Genomic DNA, 15,575 nt, shown 5'->3' with positions numbered 1-15,575 from the left:
CTCTCATCGTCTATTTGCGCAACAGGCGCAGACCATTGAACACCACCAGCAGGCTTACGCCCATGTCCGCGAACACCGCCATCCACATGGTGGCCATGCCCAGGAAAGTCACTGCCAGGAAGATCGCCTTGATCACCAACGCCAGGGCGATGTTCTGCTTGAGGATACTCGACGTTTGCCGCGACAGACGAATGAATGCCGGAATCTTGCGCAGGTCATCGTCCATCAACGCCACGTCGGCGGTCTCGATTGCCGTATCGGTGCCCGCTGCGGCCATGGCGAAACCAATTTCGGCACGGGCCAGCGCCGGAGCGTCGTTGATGCCGTCGCCGACCATGCCCACCCGGCGGCCTTGGCCGTAGAGGGTTTCGATCGCTTGCAGTTTGTCGGTGGGCAACAGGTCGCCCTGGGCCTGATCGATGCCAACCTGCGCCGCAATCGCCTGGGCGGTGTGGGTGTTGTCGCCGGTGAGCATCAGGGTCTTGATGCCCAGTTCATGCAGTTGCTGGATGGCTTCGCGGCTGCTGTCTTTTACCGTGTCAGCCACGGCGAACAACGCCAGCGGACCGGACTTGTCGAGCAGCAGCACCACGGACTTGCCTTGTTTTTCCAGGGCGAACAGCTTTTCTTCCAGCGCCGGCGAGCACAGGCCCAGGTCCTCCACCAGACGGTGGTTGCCCAGGTGGTAGGTTTCGCCGTTGATGTCGCCACGCACGCCACGACCTGCCAGCGCCTCGAAGTTATCCACAACGTGGCTTGGCAGGTTTTTATCCACAGCTGCCTTGGCGATGGCCAGCGACACCGGGTGGTCGGAGCGCCCGGCCAGGCTGGCCGCCAGGGCGGATGCGCTGTCTTCAACGTTGGGGAACAGCGCCAGGTAATCGGTTTGCACCGGTTTGCCGTGGGTGATGGTGCCCGTCTTGTCGAGGGCCAGGTAGTCGAGCTTGTAACCGCCCTCCAGGTACACGCCGCCCTTGATCAGGATGCCTTTGCGCGCCGCAGCCGCCAGGCCGCTGACGATGGTCACCGGGGTGGAAATCACCAGGGCGCAGGGGCACGCGACCACCAGCAATACGAGGGCGCGGTAGATCCAGTCGAACCACACACCGGCCATGAACAGCGGCGGGATAATCGCCACGCCCAAGGCAAACAGGAAGACTGCCGGGGTGTAGATCTTCGAGAAGCTGTCGACAAAGCGCTGGGTCGGCGCCCGTGCGCCCTGGGCCTGTTCCACCGCGTGAATGATGCGCGCCAGGGTGGAATTGTTGGCCGCTGCGGTGACCCTGTACTCAAGGGAACCAGCCTGGTTGATGGTGCCGGCGAAGACTTTATCGCCCACGGTCTTTTCAATCGGCAGGCTTTCACCGGTAATCGGCGCCTGATCGATGGTGGATTGGCCAGCGGTGACTTCACCGTCCAGGCCAATGCGCTCGCCGGGTTTTACCCGCACGATGGCGCCCAATTCAATGCTTTTTACCTCCTGTTCAAGCCATGAACCGTCAGCCTGCTGCACCGTGGCCTGTTCCGGCGTCATTTGCATCAGGCCACTGATGGCATTACGTGCACGGTCCAGGGACTTGGCCTCGATCAGCTCGGCCACCGTGAACAGGAACATCACCATGGCCGCTTCCGGCCACTGGCCGATCAGGATCGCGCCCGTCACCGCGATGCTCATCAGCGCGTTGATGTTCAGGTTGAGGTTTTTCAGGGCGATCCAGCCCTTTTTATAGGTGGTGAGGCCGCCGCTGAGGATCGATACCAGTGCCACCAGGGCAATCACCCAGGTCGGCGCCACCCCGGTGAAATGCAGCACTTCGGCGCCCAGCGCGCCTACGCCGGACACCGCCAACGGCCACCAATGCTTCTTGGCAGGCGGCGCGGCGGCAGGCGTGCCCTCTTCAATAGGGTCGGCCTGCATGCCGATGGATTTGATCGCCGCGATGATCGGCGCAGTGCTCGGCAGGTCGTGGGTGACGCCGAGGATGCGGTTGATCAGGTTGAATTCCAGCTGCTGCACACCGGCGAGCTTGCCCAGTTTGTTCTGGATCAGCGTCTGTTCGGTGGGGCAGTCCATGGCTTCGATGCGGAAAGTGCTCAGGCGCGAGCCGGCTGTCGGCGCTTCGCTCAGCGTGACCACAGCGGGCGCTGCCTTGCTGGAACAGCAGGAATCGCCATGACTGCCATGCTCATGCTGTTTGACCGGGGTCAGCTTGGCGCCGTGGTCGTGGCTATGTTCGGGGCTATGGTCATGATCATGATCATGGTCGTGGGGGTGATCATGTTTTTTCGGGGTGTGGATGGAATCGCTCATTCTGTCGCGTCCGTAAAGGTGCCTGTTGCCAAGTAAAGACCCTGTAGCCACTATAGGGTCAAGCACCCATTTGGAGATTGCTGCGATGAAGATCGGCGAATTGGCCAAACTGACCGATTGTCAGGTGGAAACCATCCGTTATTACGAGAAAGAAGGCCTGCTGCCGCCCCCAGCGCGCACCGATGCCAACTATCGCGTGTACACCCAGGCGCACACCGAGCGGCTGATCTTTATCCGCAACTGCCGCAGCCTGGACATGACGCTTGAAGAAATTCGCAGCCTGCTGGGGCTGCGCGACAGCCCTCAGGACCAGTGCGAGAGTGTGAATGCGTTGATCGACGAGCATATCCACCATGTAAAAGCGCGGATCGATGGGCTGTTGGCGTTGCAGGTGCAATTGCTCGACCTGCGCCAACGCTGCGGCGGCGGGCCGGATCTGGACCAGTGCGGGATTTTGCAGCGGCTGGAAGTCAGCGGCAGTGTGGCGGCCAGCGAGGCGGAGCCTTCACATGTGGGCAGAAGCCACGGGCATTAAGGTGCATACAGAACAACTGTGGGAGCTGGCTTGCCTGCGATAGCGGTGGATCAGAGGCATTTGTATCGCCTGACACTCCGCTATCGCAGGCAAGCCAGCTCCCACATTTTTAACCGAGACAGACCTTAGATGGCGACGTCAGCCTTGATGCTTGGATCGGGGTCGTAGCCCACAATCTCGAAGTCTTCGAACTTGTAGTCATAGATCGACGCAGGCTTACGCTTGATCACCAGTTCCGGCAGCTTCTTCGGCGTGCGCGCCAGCTGAGTACGGATCTGTTCCATATGGTTGCTATAGGCGTGGGTGTCGCCGGTGGTGACAATGATCTCGTGCGGGATCAGGTCGCATTGCTGGGCCAGCATATGGGTCAGCAACGCCAGGGCGGCGGTGTTGTACGGCAGGCCGAGGAATACATCGGAGCTGCGGATGTACAACTGCATCGACAGATGGCCGTCATGCACAAACGCCTGGTACAGCAGGTGGCACGGCGGCAGGGCTTGCTTGCCGTTGCGCGCGTTTTCCTGCGGGCTCTTGGTTTCGTCCGGCAGGTATTCGACGTTCCAGCCGTGGAACAGGATGCGACGGCTGTTGGGGTTGTTCTTCAACGTGTCGACCATGTAGTCGATCTGGTTGATGGTGCCGCCGTCCTTGGTGGGCCAGGCGGTCCACTGCTCGCCGTACACCGGGCCAAGGTCGCCGTCTTCGGTGGCCCATTCGTCCCAGATTTTCACGCCGTTTTCGTTCAGCCACTTGATGTTGGTATTGCCACTCAACATCCAGATCAATTCGTTGGCGATGCTTTTGAAATGAAGCTTCTTGGTGGTCAGCAGCGGAAAGCCGTCGGCCAAGTTATGCCGATACTGACGGGCAAACACGGCTTTGGTGCCGGTGCCGGTGCGATCGCCCTTGGTCAATCCATTGGTCACGACGTCGTTCAGTAGTTCGAGATATTGCTTCATGTTTTTACCCGTATCAAAGAAGCCGAGGCTCGCAAAAGCCTCGGCATTCGAATTTAAAGCGCGGCGTTCTTGATGCCTTGGGGGCGATTGTAAGCCCACCACAGCAGGCCCAGGCCGGCGATGATCATCGGCAGGCTGAGAATCTGACCCATGGTCACCCAGCCCCACGCCAGGTAGCCCAGCTGCGCATCCGGCACGCGGACGAACTCGACGATGAAGCGGAAGATCCCGTAGAACAACGCAAACATGCCGGAAACCGCCATGGTTGGGCGTGGCTTGCGCGAGAAGATATAAAGAATCAGGAACAGCGCCACACCTTCCAGGGCGAACTGGTAGAGCTGCGACGGATGGCGCGGCAGTTGTGCCGGGTCGCTGAAGGGTGGAAACACCATGGCCCATGGCACGTCGGTCGGCTTGCCCCACAACTCGGCGTTGATGAAGTTACCGATACGCCCTGCACCCAGGCCGATCGGCACGAACGGTGCGACGAAGTCCATCAGCTGGAAGAACGACTTGCCGTTGCGGCGGCCGAACCACCACGCGGCGATCATCACGCCGACAAAGCCGCCATGGAACGCCATGCCGCCCTTCCACACCTCGAAAATCAGTGTCGGGTTGGCGATATAGGCCGGAAGATCGTAGAACAGCACATACCCGAGGCGTCCGCCGACGATGACGCCCATCGACATCCAGAACACCATGTCGGAGAGCTTCTCCTTGGTCCAGGTCGGGTCAAACCGGTTCAGGCGCCGGGAAGCCAGCAGCCAGGCACCGCCGATGCCGATCAGGTACATCAACCCGTACCAATGGATTTGCAGCGGACCGATGGCCACGGCCACCGGGTTGATCTGCGGGTAAGGCAGCATTGCGACTCCTCGTTAAATCATTAGTCATGGCGCACCGGACCATGCCGGTGTGGGATTAAGCCTGCGTTACAGCCGCAATTTCAAATTAAGCCGACGTTTCAAAATTAAAAAGTCAACACGCGCCCAATAGCCCGGCATGTTAACGGATGGAAGGCGCTCGGCCCAACTTCGATACGATGGATAGCCATCCGTTGTATGGGTAGAGTGAGCAAAACACAAAGGGAACGCCTATGTGCCTGATTGTTTTCGCCTGGCGGCCGGGCCACGCCCAGCCGCTGATCGTCGCGGCCAACCGTGATGAATTCTATGCCCGCCCCAGCCTGCCGCTGGCTCAGTGGCCGGATACGCCGCACGTCTATGCCGGTCGCGACCAGGAAGCCGGTGGCACCTGGCTTGGCGTAAACGCCGACGGGCGCTTTGCCGCGCTGACTAATATTCGTGACCCGCACAAACCGCCTGCCCGCAAATCCCGCGGGGAGTTGGTGGCGCGCTTTCTCAGTGGATCGCTGCCAATTGACGACTATCTGGCCGATGTTAACGGCCGTTCGATTGAGTATTCCGGCTTTAACCTGCTGGTAGGCACACGGGATGAGCTGTGGCATTACAACGCCAACGAGACCAGGGCTACGCGGTTGGAGGCTGGGGTTTATGGGCTGTCAAATGCCGGGCTGAATACGCCCTGGCCCAAATTGCTCAAGGCCAGGGCGGCGTTGAGTGACTTGTTGGAGAACCCACAGCCGCAGGCCTTGCTGGAAATCTTGAGCGACCCGCAGACTGCGCCGTTTGCCGACTTGCCGGATACCGGCGTGGGGTTGGCGACCGAGAGCCTGCTCTCCAGCGTGTTTATCGCCAGCCCCAGTTATGGGACGCGGGCGAGTACGGCGCTGATTGTGAATGCCGATGGGACGCGGCAGATGGTGGAGCGTAGTTTTGGGCCACTGGGTGGGCGGCTGGGTGAGGTCGAACTGAACATTTGATGGCGCTTATTGATCGTTCCCACGCTCTGCGTGGGAATGCCGCCCTGGACGCTCTGCGTCCGCTCTTGAGGGCGTGACGCGGAGCGTCACTGGATGCATTCCCACGCAGAGCGTGGGAACGATCAGTTAGAGGGTTTTCGCCGAAGCCGGGTTGATCATCCGCGTCAGCCCCAGGTTCTTCAGCGCCAGTTGCAGCGAGCTGTGGATAACCTGCGGGTTGTCGATGGTCATCAACTCCGCCAGCAAGTCCTTGGCCATGCTCAGTTCCACCTGGCGCAGCATCCACTTCACCTTCGGCAAGTTGGTGGCGTTCATCGACAAGCTGTCAAAGCCCATCGCCATCAACAGCACCGCCGCCGCCGGGTCACCGGCCATTTCGCCGCAGATGCTCACCGGCTTGCCTTCGGCATGGGCGTCGCGCACCACATGCTGCAGGGCTTGCAGCACGGCGGGGTGCAGGTAATCGTAGAGATCAGCCACCCGTGGGTTGTTGCGGTCCACGGCCAGCAGGTATTGGGTCAAGTCATTGGAGCCGACCGACAGGAAGTCCACCTGCCGTGCCAGTTCTTTGGCCTGGTACACCGCCGCCGGGATTTCGATCATCACGCCAATCGGTGGCATCGGCACGTCGGCGCCTTCGTCGCGCACTTCGCCCCAGGCGCGGTGGATAAGATGCAGCGCTTCTTCCAGCTCGTGCGTGCCGGAGATCATCGGCAGCAGGATGCGCAGGTTGTTCAGGCCTTCGCTGGCCTTGAGCATGGCGCGGGTCTGGACGAGGAAAATTTCAGGATGGTCGAGGGTTACACGAATACCGCGCCAGCCAAGGAAGGGGTTGTCTTCCTTGATCGGGAAATACGACAGTGACTTGTCGCCGCCGATGTCCAGGCTGCGCATCGTCACCGGCAACGGGTGGAAGGCGGACAATTGCTCGCGATAAATCGCCAGCTGCTCCTTCTCGCTCGGAAACCGTTGGTTGATCATGAACGGCACTTCGGTGCGGTACAGCCCCACGCCTTCAGCGCCGCGCTGTTGCGCACGGGCCACATCGGCCAGCAAGCCGGTGTTGACCAGCAGCGGCACACGGTGGCCATCGAGGGTGACGCATGGCAGCTCGCGCAGCGAGTCGAGGCCCAGTGCCAGTTGTTTCTCTTCTTCCACCACCTCGGCGTATTGCTTGCGCAGCAGCTCGCTGGGGTTGGTAAAGACTTCGCCACGATGGCCGTCGACGATCATGTCGATGCCGTCGACCTTGGAATACGGCAGGTCCACCAGGCCCATTACCGTCGGAATACCCATGGCTCGAGCCAGGATCGCGACGTGGGAGTTACCCGAACCCAGTACCGACACCAAACCCACCAGTTTGCCTTCGGGCACTTCGCCGAGCATGGTGGCGGTCAGTTCTTCACTGATCAGGATGGTGTTGTCGGGGTAGACCAGGTTGGTGGTGCGGTCTTCCTGCAGGTAGGCCAGCAGGCGGCGGCCGAGGTCGCGCACATCCGAGGCGCGCTCACGCAGGTAGGCGTCGTCCATCAGTTCGAAACGGTTGACGTGATCGGTGACCACCTGGCGCAGCGCGCCCTGGGCCCACTGGCCGGTCTTGATCACGGTTTTGACTTCGTTACCCAGGGACGCGTCGTCGAGCATCATCTGGTACACGTCGAACAGCGCGCGCTCTTCGGGGCGCAGTTGCGTGGCCAGCTTGGTCGAGAGGTTGCGCATGTCGGCGCGCACGCCTTCCAGGGCGGTCTTGAACAGTTTGATTTCAGCGTCGATGTCATCGACGGTCTTGTCCGGCACCACATCGAGGTCGGCCGGTGGCAGCATGACCACGGCCGTACCGACCGCAGCGCCCGGCGAACCTGGCACGCCGACGAACTTGGCTTCCTGGATGCCCTTGCCCTGACGGCCCAGGCCACGGATCGAACCCGTCGCTTCGGCGTGGGCAATAACCCCGGCAAGCTGCGCGCTCATGGTCACGAGGAAGGCTTCTTCACCTTCGTCGAACTGGCGACGCTCTTTTTGCTGGATGACCAACACGCCGACAACGCGGCGGTGGTGAATGATCGGTGCGCCGAGGAACGAGGCGTAGCGCTCTTCGCCGGTTTCGGCAAAGTAGCGATAACGCGGGTGATCGGCCGCGTTTTCAAGGTTCAGGGGTTCTTCACGCGTCCCCACCAGGCCCACCAGACCTTCATTGGGCGCCATGCTGACCTTGCCGATGGAGCGCTTGTTCAAGCCCTCGGTGGCCATCAGCACAAAACGGTTGGTCTCTGGGTCCAGCAGGTAAACCGAGCAGACCTGGCTGCCCATGGCTTCCTTGACGCGCAACACAATAATCCCCAACGCCGCCTTGAGATCCTTGGCGGAGTTAACTTCCTGGACGATCTTGCGCAGCGTATTGAGCATGGCTCGGGGTCGAACTCCGTCGTCAGTCGCGCGCTAAAAGGCGCGGGGCAAGCTCTTTGAGAGCGCGACGATAAACCTCGCGCTTGAATGTCACCACCTGGCCCAACGGGTACCAATAGCTGACCCAGCGCCAGCCATCGAACTCCGGTTTACCGGTCAAATCCATCCGCACCCGCTGCTCGTTGGAGATCAGGCGCAAAAGAAACCATTTCTGCTTCTGGCCGATGCACAGCGGTTGGCTGTGGGTACGCACCAGGCGTTGCGGCAAACGATAGCGCAACCAGCCACGGGTACAGGCCAGAATTTGCACATCTTCGCGCTCAAGGCCGACTTCTTCATTCAACTCACGGTACAAGGCGTCTTCAGGGGTTTCGTCGGGGTTGATTCCACCTTGAGGAAACTGCCAGGCATCTTGGTTGATTCGGCGAGCCCATAGCACCTGTCCGGCATCATTCGTAAGAATAATCCCGACATTAGGACGGAAACCATCGGGGTCGATCACGGCAACAACCTCGCAAACGCATGTCGCCGCATTGTTCCACAAAGGTTGTTCCAGCGGCAACGAGGCTTCTTACCTTATGTGCACTCTTGTGAAAAGACCGTATTCTGGACGCCTTTTTACAGACTTTTCAGCGAGTAACTGCAATGCGCCTGGCTTTATTCGACTTGGACAACACGCTTCTCGGCGGTGACAGCGATCACGCGTGGGGCGATTACCTCTGTGAGCGTGGGATTCTTGACCCGGTGGCCTACAAAGCCCGCAACGACGAGTTCTACCAGGATTACCTGGCCGGCAAGCTGGACAACGCCGCCTACCTGAACTTCAGCCTGGAAATACTCGGCCGCACCGAGATGGCCCAACTGGACGAATGGCACCGCGACTTCATGCGCGACTGCATCACCCCACTGATGCTGCCGCTCGCCGTGGAACTGCTGGCCAAACACCGCGCCGCCGGCGACAAGCTGGTGATCATCACCGCCACCAACCGCTTCGTGACCGCGCCGATCGCCGAGCTGCTGGGAGTTGAAACCCTGATCGCCACCGAGTGCGAGGTGGAAAACGGCCGGTATACCGGGCGCAGCACTGATATCCCGTGCTTTCGCGAAGGCAAAGTGACGCGCTTGAACCGCTGGCTGGAAGAAACCGGATACAGCCTGGAAGACAGCTACTTCTATAGCGATTCGATGAATGACTTGCCGTTGCTGGAGCAGGTGACGCATGCGGTGGCGGTGGATCCGGACCCGAATTTGCGCGCCGAAGCCGAGAAGCGTGGCTGGCCGGTGATTACCCTGCGCAGTTGATGACGCCATCGCAGGCAAGCCAGCTCCCACACTTTGGATGTATTCACAGATCAACATGTGGGAGCTGGCTTGCCTGCGATGAAGCCGACGCGGTCTAAAGCCTTAAACCGGCTTGGCGCCCATCAACCCGGCAATCGCCACAAACCCCACCAGGCTGACCACCGCCAGCACCAGGGTAAAATTCAAGCTACCGCCCTCGCCCTTACGCAGGCGATTAAGCCGTGCCACCAGCCAGAACCACGCCAGTGCCGCCACGGTGTAGAGAATGCTGGAACCTAAAATCCAGGTTTGCCCCAGCGGCCAGCCGAGCAGGTGCACCAGCCACCAGCCGGTGAACGGCATGCTGACCACGCAAACCCCCATCAGCAACCACACGAACGCCCACGGGCGCTGCACGGTAACCGTCGGGCCGGCGCTGCGTTTGCGCCAGGCCAGTACCGCCAGCCCGAGGCCGCTGAGCAACAGCAACACGGTGGCGGTGATGTGAATAACCTTGAGGGTGGTCAGCGTTTCCATGGTCTTGATTCCTTAAAGGCCGCCCAGTCAGCGTAGTCGCTCAACCGAGGAACAGCTGGTAAGCCGGGTTTTCGCTTTCATCCCAATACGGGTAGCCGATTTCTGCCAACGCGGCCGGCACCAGGTGGCGCTCGTCCGCCGGCACTTGCAAGCCTGCGACCACACGGCCGTCGGCCGCGCCGTGGTTGCGATAGTGAAACATCGAGATGTTCCAGCGCCCGCCTAATTTGTTAAGAAAGTTGAACAGCGCGCCCGGACGCTCGGGGAATTCGAAGCGAAACACCAGCTCGTCGCTGACTTTGGCCGCATGCCCGCCCACCATATGGCGAATGTGCAGCTTGGCCAGCTCGTTTTCGGTCAGGTCCAGCACCGGGAAGCCCTGGCTGGTGAGGCTGGCGATCAAGGCGCTGCGCGGGTCGTTTTCCGGATGAGTCTGCACACCCACGAAGATGTGCGCCTCGCGGCCAGAGTGGTAGCGGTAATTGAATTCGGTGATCTGGCGCTTGCCCACAGCCTCGCAGAACGCCTTGAAACTGCCCGGCTGCTCGGGGATGGTCACGGCGATGATGGCTTCGCGGCCTTCACCCAGCTCGGCGCGCTCGGCCACATGGCGCAGGCGGTCGAAGTTGACGTTGGCGCCGGAGTCGATGGCCACCAGGGTCTGCCCGGTCACGCCACGGGTTTCCACGTATTTCTTGATGCCCGCCACGCCCAGCGCGCCCGCAGGCTCGGTGATGGAGCGGGTGTCGTCGTAGATGTCCTTGATGGCCGCGCAGATTTCGTCGGTGCTGACGGTGATCACTTCGTCTACATAGTCTTTGCAGATATCAAAGGTGTGCTGGCCGATCTGCGCTACCGCCACGCCATCGGCAAAGATGCCGACGGTCGGTAGCACCACGCGCTCGCCTGCGGCCATGGCGGCTTGCAGGCAGTTGGAGTCGTCCGGCTCGACGCCGATGATCTTGATTTCCGGGCGCAGGTATTTCACATACGCCGCAATCCCGGCGATCAGGCCGCCGCCGCCCACGGGTACGAAAATCGCGTCCAGAGGCCCAGGGTGCTGGCGCAGAATCTCCATCGCCACGGTGCCCTGCCCGGCAATGGTGTGCGGATCATCGTAGGGGTGAATGTAGACGTAGCCTTTTTCGTCGACCAGTTTGAGCGAGTAGGCCAGGGCTTCCGGGAAGGAATCACCGTGCAGCACCACTTTGCCGCCCCTCGAGCGCACGCCTTCAACCTTGATCTCCGGGGTGGTCTTGGGCATCACGATGGTGGCCTTGACCCCCAGCACCTTGGCCGCCAGGGCCAGGCCCTGGGCGTGGTTGCCCGCAGAAGCCGTGACCACACCGCGCGCGCGTTCTTCGGCGCTCAGCTGGGTCAGCTTGTTGTAGGCACCGCGAATCTTGAACGAGAACACCGGCTGCAAGTCTTCACGCTTGAGCCAGACCTTGTTGCCCAGCCGCTCGGAGAGCTGGCGAGCGGTCTGCAAGGGGGTTTCTACGGCAACGTCGTAAACGCGCGAGGTAAGGATCTTTTTGACGTACTGTTCAAGCATCGGCGGGAATCACTGGGCGAGTTGGGCAGGGCCAAGGAGTCTAACCCGGCTTTTGGCCGGGCGACCACACGAATCCCGAGGTTTTGTTGGGTTATACTCGCCGCCCTCGATAACTCCCCGCCCGTTCCGGAGCCCGCATGACCCAGGATCAACTCAAACAGGCAGTGGCCCAAGCCGCCGTCGATTTAATCCTTCCTAAACTCGACGATAAAAGCATCGTCGGTGTCGGCACCGGCTCCACCGCCAACTGCTTTATCGACGCGCTGGCCCAGCACAAGGGTGCATTCGATGGCGCCGTGGCCAGCTCCGAAGCCACCGCCGCGCGCCTCAAAGGCCATGGCATTCCAGTGTACGAGCTCAATACCGTGAGCGACCTGGAGTTCTACGTCGACGGCGCCGATGAAAGCGATGAGCACCTGAACCTGATCAAAGGCGGCGGCGCAGCCCTGACCCGCGAGAAGATCGTCGCAGCCGTGGCCAAGACCTTTATCTGCATCGCCGACGCCAGCAAGCTGGTGCCGGTACTCGGCGCCTTCCCGCTGCCGGTGGAAGTCATCCCGATGGCCCGCAGCCACGTGGCCCGCGAGCTGGTGAAACTGGGCGGCGACCCGGTGTACCGCGAAGGCGTGTTGACCGACAACGGCAATATCATCATTGATGTGTTCAACATGCAGATCACCAACCCGGTGGAGCTGGAGACGCAGATCAATGCGATCGTTGGCGTGGTGACCAATGGCCTGTTCGCGGCGCGTCCGGCGGATGTGTTGCTGTTGGGTACTTCTGAAGGCGTCAAAACCCTCAAGGCCTAAAACTCAGCGCTAATTTCCTGTGAAGACAGGGCTTGTGTGGGAGCGGGCTTGCTCGCGAATGCGGTGTATCAGTGCCAGATCAGTTGGCTGACACACCGCATTCGCGAGCAAGCCCGCTCCCACATTTTGATTTGTGCTCGACTCGGACTCCATGTAACAAAACCGCTACTTTTCGCAGCACCCCTCGCCAAAACCGTGCGCCACGTCACGGCATCCCAAGCCTTTATTGGTATCAAATCCGTTACAAATTACAGCCAGGCGACCCACGCGTTTAACAATGCGCCACTTCGCGCTCACCCAGGGAATGAGGCGCGCATTGTGCAAAGGGTCTGGGCTGGAAAACCTCAATCACCTCAAGGAAGACCTTGTGATAAAGCCCCTAGTCCTCGCGATCAGCGTGGTCGGCAGCCTGCTGTCGGCGCAAACCCAGGCCTATGATTACGGCCAGCACGCCAATACCACCCTGGAAAAGCTGATCAACGATTACCCCGGCCGGTATCGCGGCACGGCCAATTTCGCCGGCGCGGCGGATTGGATGCAAAGCCAGATGGGGTCGGCCTACAGCCTCAGTCGCCAGAACTTCACCTGGAACAACGGCACCCGCGCCTCGCAAAACGTGGTGGCCTATGCTGCCGGCACTAAAGCGCAATACGTGGTGATTGGCGCGCACTTCGACACCTACTTTGGCCGCCCGACCTTGCAAGGCCTGGACGACAACGGCTCCGGCGCCAGCGTGCTGACCGAAGTGGCGAAGAACCTTGGCGGTTTGCAGCTGGAAAACGGCCTGCAAGTGGTCGCCTTCGGCGCCGAAGAAGAAGGCCTGCGCGGCTCCAAGGCCTTTGTCGACTCACTCAGCGCCAGCCAACGCGCGAACATGCTGGCGATGATCAACCTCGACAGCCTGATCACCGGCGACATGATGTACGCCCACGCCGGCCAGAACAGCACCGCCAACCCCGCGCTGGCATCGCTGCGCGAACACACCTTCCAGATCGCCAGGGAATTGAACATCCCGTTGTTCACTAACCCCGGCCTGGACCCGCAATACCCCAAAGGCACCGGCTGCTGCAGTGATGGCGAGCCGTTCGAACCGTTGAAGATCCCGATTTTGTACGTCGAAGCCACCAACTGGGAGCTGGGCGATCTGGACGGCTACACCCAGACCAACAACCCGAAAATCCCCGGCGGCTCCACCTGGCACGACCCGGCAGAAGACAACAAAACCGTGCTCACCAACGCTTTCGGCCAGGCACGCATCGACCAGCGCCTGCGCGACTACTCGCGCCTGCTCAGCCGCCTGGTGCTGGAGCTGACCAACGCCGACCTGCTGGCCTCGACCGCCTCGGGCGGCGCCGTTGCGCGCAATATGCAGGACAACCTGCAACGCCAGCATCAGGCCATGGTGCGCCTGCATGATCGCCGTTGGTTGACCTTGCAAGCGGCCAGCCGTGAGGTCGGAAGCTTCGACGGCGAAATCGGCATGGACGGCGAATACACCCCGGACAGCGGCTTCGACAGCCCGCTCAACCACGACGCCCGGCGCCTGGGCGTGCACGCCTTGGGTGACTATCAGCTCACCTCCAGCCTGAATATCGGCGCCAGCCTCAGTTACCTCAATGGTCGTGACAAGCTCGAGCAACGCGGCAAACTCGACAGCGACACCTGGCAGGCCGCGGTCTACGCCTTGCTCAACGATGGCGGGCCAGGCTGGCTGGCGGGTGACCTGAGCGTCGGCCATACGCGTTTCGAGGCCAAGCGCAACCTGCTGATCCAGGCCAATGGCGGCCCGGTGCTGCTCAATCAGCAACTGAGCGGCAACACCGACGCGCTGTCCCTGGGCGCGCGCGTACTCGGCGGTTATGACTTCGACTTCGGCGCAATCAAGAGCGGGCCGTTTGCCGGGCTGGATTACAGCCACTCGCGCATCGACAAGTTCCACGAGAAACAGAACCTGCGCACGGCGCTGGAGTACGAAGAACAGTCTTTCGACTCTCTGGAAGCCAGCCTCGGCTGGCGCGTGCGCGGCGCCGTCGCCCTGCCCTATGGCTTAAGCCTGCTGCCTTACGGCGACATCGCCTGGGTCAAGGAACTGGCTGACGGGCGCCTCGATGACCTGCAATTGACCGCCCGCGCCGATGACCAGGCGCGCACCGCCAAGCTGGGTTCCGTGGACAAAAGCTTTGGCCGCGCACAAATCGGCAGCCAGTTGGCGATCACCCCGCAGTTGGGTGTGTACGCCGAGGTCAACAGCCGCCTTGGGCATGCCGAGGGCAGCCAGACCGGCTACTCCCTGGGCGTGCAATGGATGTTTTGATCAGGGCTTTTTGAACACGTAAAACAGGTTCGGCTCGCTGACCAGGTACAGCGAGCCCTCGTCATCCATGGCGATCCCTTCGGCCTGAGGCACGCGTTTTTTCAGGCCATGGCGCCCATTAAGCAGGGAAAGACTGCTCAACGGGCGACCGTCGATGTCCAGCTCCAGCACCAGGAACGACTCATCCGACAGCGCCAGCAAATGCCCGCTGCGCTCGTCGTACTGCAGGCTCGACAGGTCACGCACAAACAGCCCGGCATCGCGCTTGGGGTTGTTGATCACATGCACCGAGTAGGTTTTTTCCGGTTTGAAATGGGGAAACCCGTGCACCTCGTAAATCAGCATCGGGTCGCGCTCCTTGGCCACGAACAGGCGCTTGCCCACCGAGTCGTAAGCCAGCCCCTCGAAACCTTTGTTGCCCCCGATATGCACGCCCAAGGTCATTTGCTCCGCATCGGCAGCATCGAGAAATTGGGTGTCGTCATTCACGTGTACCTTGATCAGCCGCTGCTGGGCTTCATCGCTGATCACATAAATGTTGTCACTGATGAACTCCACCGCCTCGGCATCGCCAAAGCCCACCAACGGGATACGCCGCAGGATCCTGCCGTCCAGCGACAGCTCGATCAGCTCGGCGTTTTTGTTGGTCACCGTAAACAGGCTTTTGCGTATCGGGTCGTACGTGAGGGCCGAGACATCATCGTCGAGCCCTTCGATGACCTTGGCTTCCAGGCTGACCCGGTAATCATTCAAGCCGATGGAGCGCTCATCGGCAGGATGGCGCCAGTTTTGAAGGTTGAACCAGGCCCGCTCGAACAAGCGAAAGTTCTGCGCGACCGCCCCGGCAATCACCAGGGCGAGCAGCAACAGGATAAAAAACGCGGGTTTGGGGCGGGCGAGTCGACGCATCAGGCAAGCTCAAAGTCAAAAAGTGGCGAATAAGTATCACGCCCGTCTGAATTTAAACTTAAACGCAGTCGACTGTCTGGCGAATGCCGCTGATAGCGAAGTATCCGACGTAATCG

At 60.9% G+C, this 15,575-nt stretch carries 13 protein-coding genes; 5 read left to right on the top strand and 8 right to left on the bottom strand.

The features are described 5' to 3' along the window. Window positions 1-10 precede the first annotated feature (10 nt). A complete protein-coding gene (locus AOA59_RS17075) occupies window positions 11-2,311 on the bottom strand; it encodes a heavy metal translocating P-type ATPase (protein ID WP_099488413.1) in 2,301 nt (766 codons plus the stop codon). A gap of 85 nt (window positions 2,312-2,396) precedes the next feature. On the opposite strand from AOA59_RS17075, the gene cadR reads away from it, so the two are divergent. Continuing rightward, window positions 2,397-2,846, top strand: coding sequence for a Cd(II)/Pb(II)-responsive transcriptional regulator (cadR, locus tag AOA59_RS17070; protein ID WP_053258516.1), 450 nt, complete (start codon window positions 2,397-2,399; stop codon window positions 2,844-2,846). 125 nt (window positions 2,847-2,971) lie between these two features. On the opposite strand, the gene AOA59_RS17065 is transcribed toward cadR, so the two are convergent. Together AOA59_RS17065 and lgt are read right to left on the bottom strand one after the other, a co-directional pair. Next, window positions 2,972-3,805, bottom strand: coding sequence for a thymidylate synthase (locus AOA59_RS17065; RefSeq protein WP_099488411.1), 834 nt, complete (start codon window positions 3,803-3,805; stop codon window positions 2,972-2,974). Window positions 3,806-3,858: 53 nt separating this feature from the next. After that, entirely contained in the window at window positions 3,859-4,671 is an 813-nt protein-coding gene (lgt, locus tag AOA59_RS17060) for a prolipoprotein diacylglyceryl transferase (protein WP_065912267.1), read from the bottom strand. A gap of 230 nt (window positions 4,672-4,901) precedes the next feature. Here lgt and AOA59_RS17055 point away from each other — a divergent pair, with 230 nt between their 5' ends. Then, on the top strand, window positions 4,902-5,648 hold the full coding sequence (locus AOA59_RS17055) for an NRDE family protein (RefSeq protein WP_099488409.1): 747 nt from the start codon (window positions 4,902-4,904) through the stop codon (window positions 5,646-5,648). Between the two features lie 126 nt (window positions 5,649-5,774). Here AOA59_RS17055 and ptsP read toward each other — a convergent pair whose 3' ends face one another. Continuing rightward, a complete protein-coding gene (gene ptsP / locus AOA59_RS17050) occupies window positions 5,775-8,054 on the bottom strand; it encodes a phosphoenolpyruvate--protein phosphotransferase (RefSeq protein WP_017139499.1) in 2,280 nt (759 codons plus the stop codon). Between the two features lie 22 nt (window positions 8,055-8,076). Next, window positions 8,077-8,556 carry an RNA pyrophosphohydrolase gene (locus AOA59_RS17045; RefSeq protein WP_003176750.1) on the bottom strand — a complete coding sequence of 160 codons (480 nt, stop codon included), beginning with the start codon at window positions 8,554-8,556 and terminating at the stop codon, window positions 8,077-8,079. Between the two features lie 143 nt (window positions 8,557-8,699). On the opposite strand from AOA59_RS17045, the gene AOA59_RS17040 reads away from it, so the two are divergent. Then, entirely contained in the window at window positions 8,700-9,356 is a 657-nt protein-coding gene (locus AOA59_RS17040) for an HAD family phosphatase (protein ID WP_099488407.1), read from the top strand. Between the two features lie 102 nt (window positions 9,357-9,458). On the opposite strand, the gene AOA59_RS17035 is transcribed toward AOA59_RS17040, so the two are convergent. Together AOA59_RS17035 and ilvA are read right to left on the bottom strand one after the other, a co-directional pair. After that, window positions 9,459-9,872, bottom strand: coding sequence for a DUF2269 family protein (locus AOA59_RS17035; RefSeq protein WP_056857658.1), 414 nt, complete (start codon window positions 9,870-9,872; stop codon window positions 9,459-9,461). Window positions 9,873-9,912: 40 nt separating this feature from the next. After that, a complete protein-coding gene (gene ilvA, locus AOA59_RS17030; protein ID WP_056857657.1) occupies window positions 9,913-11,427 on the bottom strand; it encodes a threonine ammonia-lyase, biosynthetic in 1,515 nt (504 codons plus the stop codon). A 137-nt stretch (window positions 11,428-11,564) separates the two neighbouring features. Between ilvA and rpiA the strand changes: the two genes are divergently transcribed. Both rpiA and AOA59_RS17020 read left to right on the top strand, forming a co-directional pair. Next, on the top strand, window positions 11,565-12,236 hold the full coding sequence (gene rpiA / locus AOA59_RS17025) for a ribose-5-phosphate isomerase RpiA (RefSeq protein WP_005792336.1): 672 nt from the start codon (window positions 11,565-11,567) through the stop codon (window positions 12,234-12,236). 367 nt (window positions 12,237-12,603) lie between these two features. Then, window positions 12,604-14,550 (top strand): autotransporter domain-containing protein, encoded by a 1,947-nt coding sequence (locus AOA59_RS17020; protein ID WP_099488632.1) that lies wholly within the window; start codon window positions 12,604-12,606, stop codon window positions 14,548-14,550. On the opposite strand, the gene AOA59_RS17015 is transcribed toward AOA59_RS17020, so the two are convergent. Then, window positions 14,551-15,459 (bottom strand): SdiA-regulated domain-containing protein, encoded by a 909-nt coding sequence (locus AOA59_RS17015; RefSeq protein WP_065912277.1) that lies wholly within the window; start codon window positions 15,457-15,459, stop codon window positions 14,551-14,553. Window positions 15,460-15,575: the final 116 nt, after the last annotated feature.

The organism is Pseudomonas sp. 2822-15, from assembly GCF_002742515.1.
Taxonomy (GTDB): domain Bacteria; phylum Pseudomonadota; class Gammaproteobacteria; order Pseudomonadales; family Pseudomonadaceae; genus Aquipseudomonas; species Aquipseudomonas salomonii.
The sequence above is the reverse complement of the archived record's forward strand: the minus strand, read 5'-3'. Positions and strand labels throughout refer to the sequence as shown.

Excerpts from the sequence above, each read along its gene's own strand:
- ptsP (WP_017139499.1), bottom strand. The coding sequence starts at position 8,054 with ATGCTCAATACGCTGCGCAAGATCGTCCAGGAAGTTAACTCCGCCAAG.
- cadR (WP_053258516.1), top strand. The coding sequence starts at position 2,397 with ATGAAGATCGGCGAATTGGCCAAACTGACCGATTGTCAGGTGGAAACC.
- ilvA (WP_056857657.1), bottom strand. The coding sequence starts at position 11,427 with ATGCTTGAACAGTACGTCAAAAAGATCCTTACCTCGCGCGTTTACGAC.
- lgt (WP_065912267.1), bottom strand. The coding sequence starts at position 4,671 with ATGCTGCCTTACCCGCAGATCAACCCGGTGGCCGTGGCCATCGGTCCG.
- AOA59_RS17075 (WP_099488413.1), bottom strand. The coding sequence starts at position 2,311 with ATGAGCGATTCCATCCACACCCCGAAAAAACATGATCACCCCCACGAC.
- AOA59_RS17035 (WP_056857658.1), bottom strand. The coding sequence starts at position 9,872 with ATGGAAACGCTGACCACCCTCAAGGTTATTCACATCACCGCCACCGTG.
- AOA59_RS17015 (WP_065912277.1), bottom strand. The coding sequence starts at position 15,459 with ATGCGTCGACTCGCCCGCCCCAAACCCGCGTTTTTTATCCTGTTGCTG.
- AOA59_RS17065 (WP_099488411.1), bottom strand. The coding sequence starts at position 3,805 with ATGAAGCAATATCTCGAACTACTGAACGACGTCGTGACCAATGGATTG.
- rpiA (WP_005792336.1), top strand. The coding sequence starts at position 11,565 with ATGACCCAGGATCAACTCAAACAGGCAGTGGCCCAAGCCGCCGTCGAT.
- AOA59_RS17040 (WP_099488407.1), top strand. The coding sequence starts at position 8,700 with ATGCGCCTGGCTTTATTCGACTTGGACAACACGCTTCTCGGCGGTGAC.
- AOA59_RS17055 (WP_099488409.1), top strand. The coding sequence starts at position 4,902 with ATGTGCCTGATTGTTTTCGCCTGGCGGCCGGGCCACGCCCAGCCGCTG.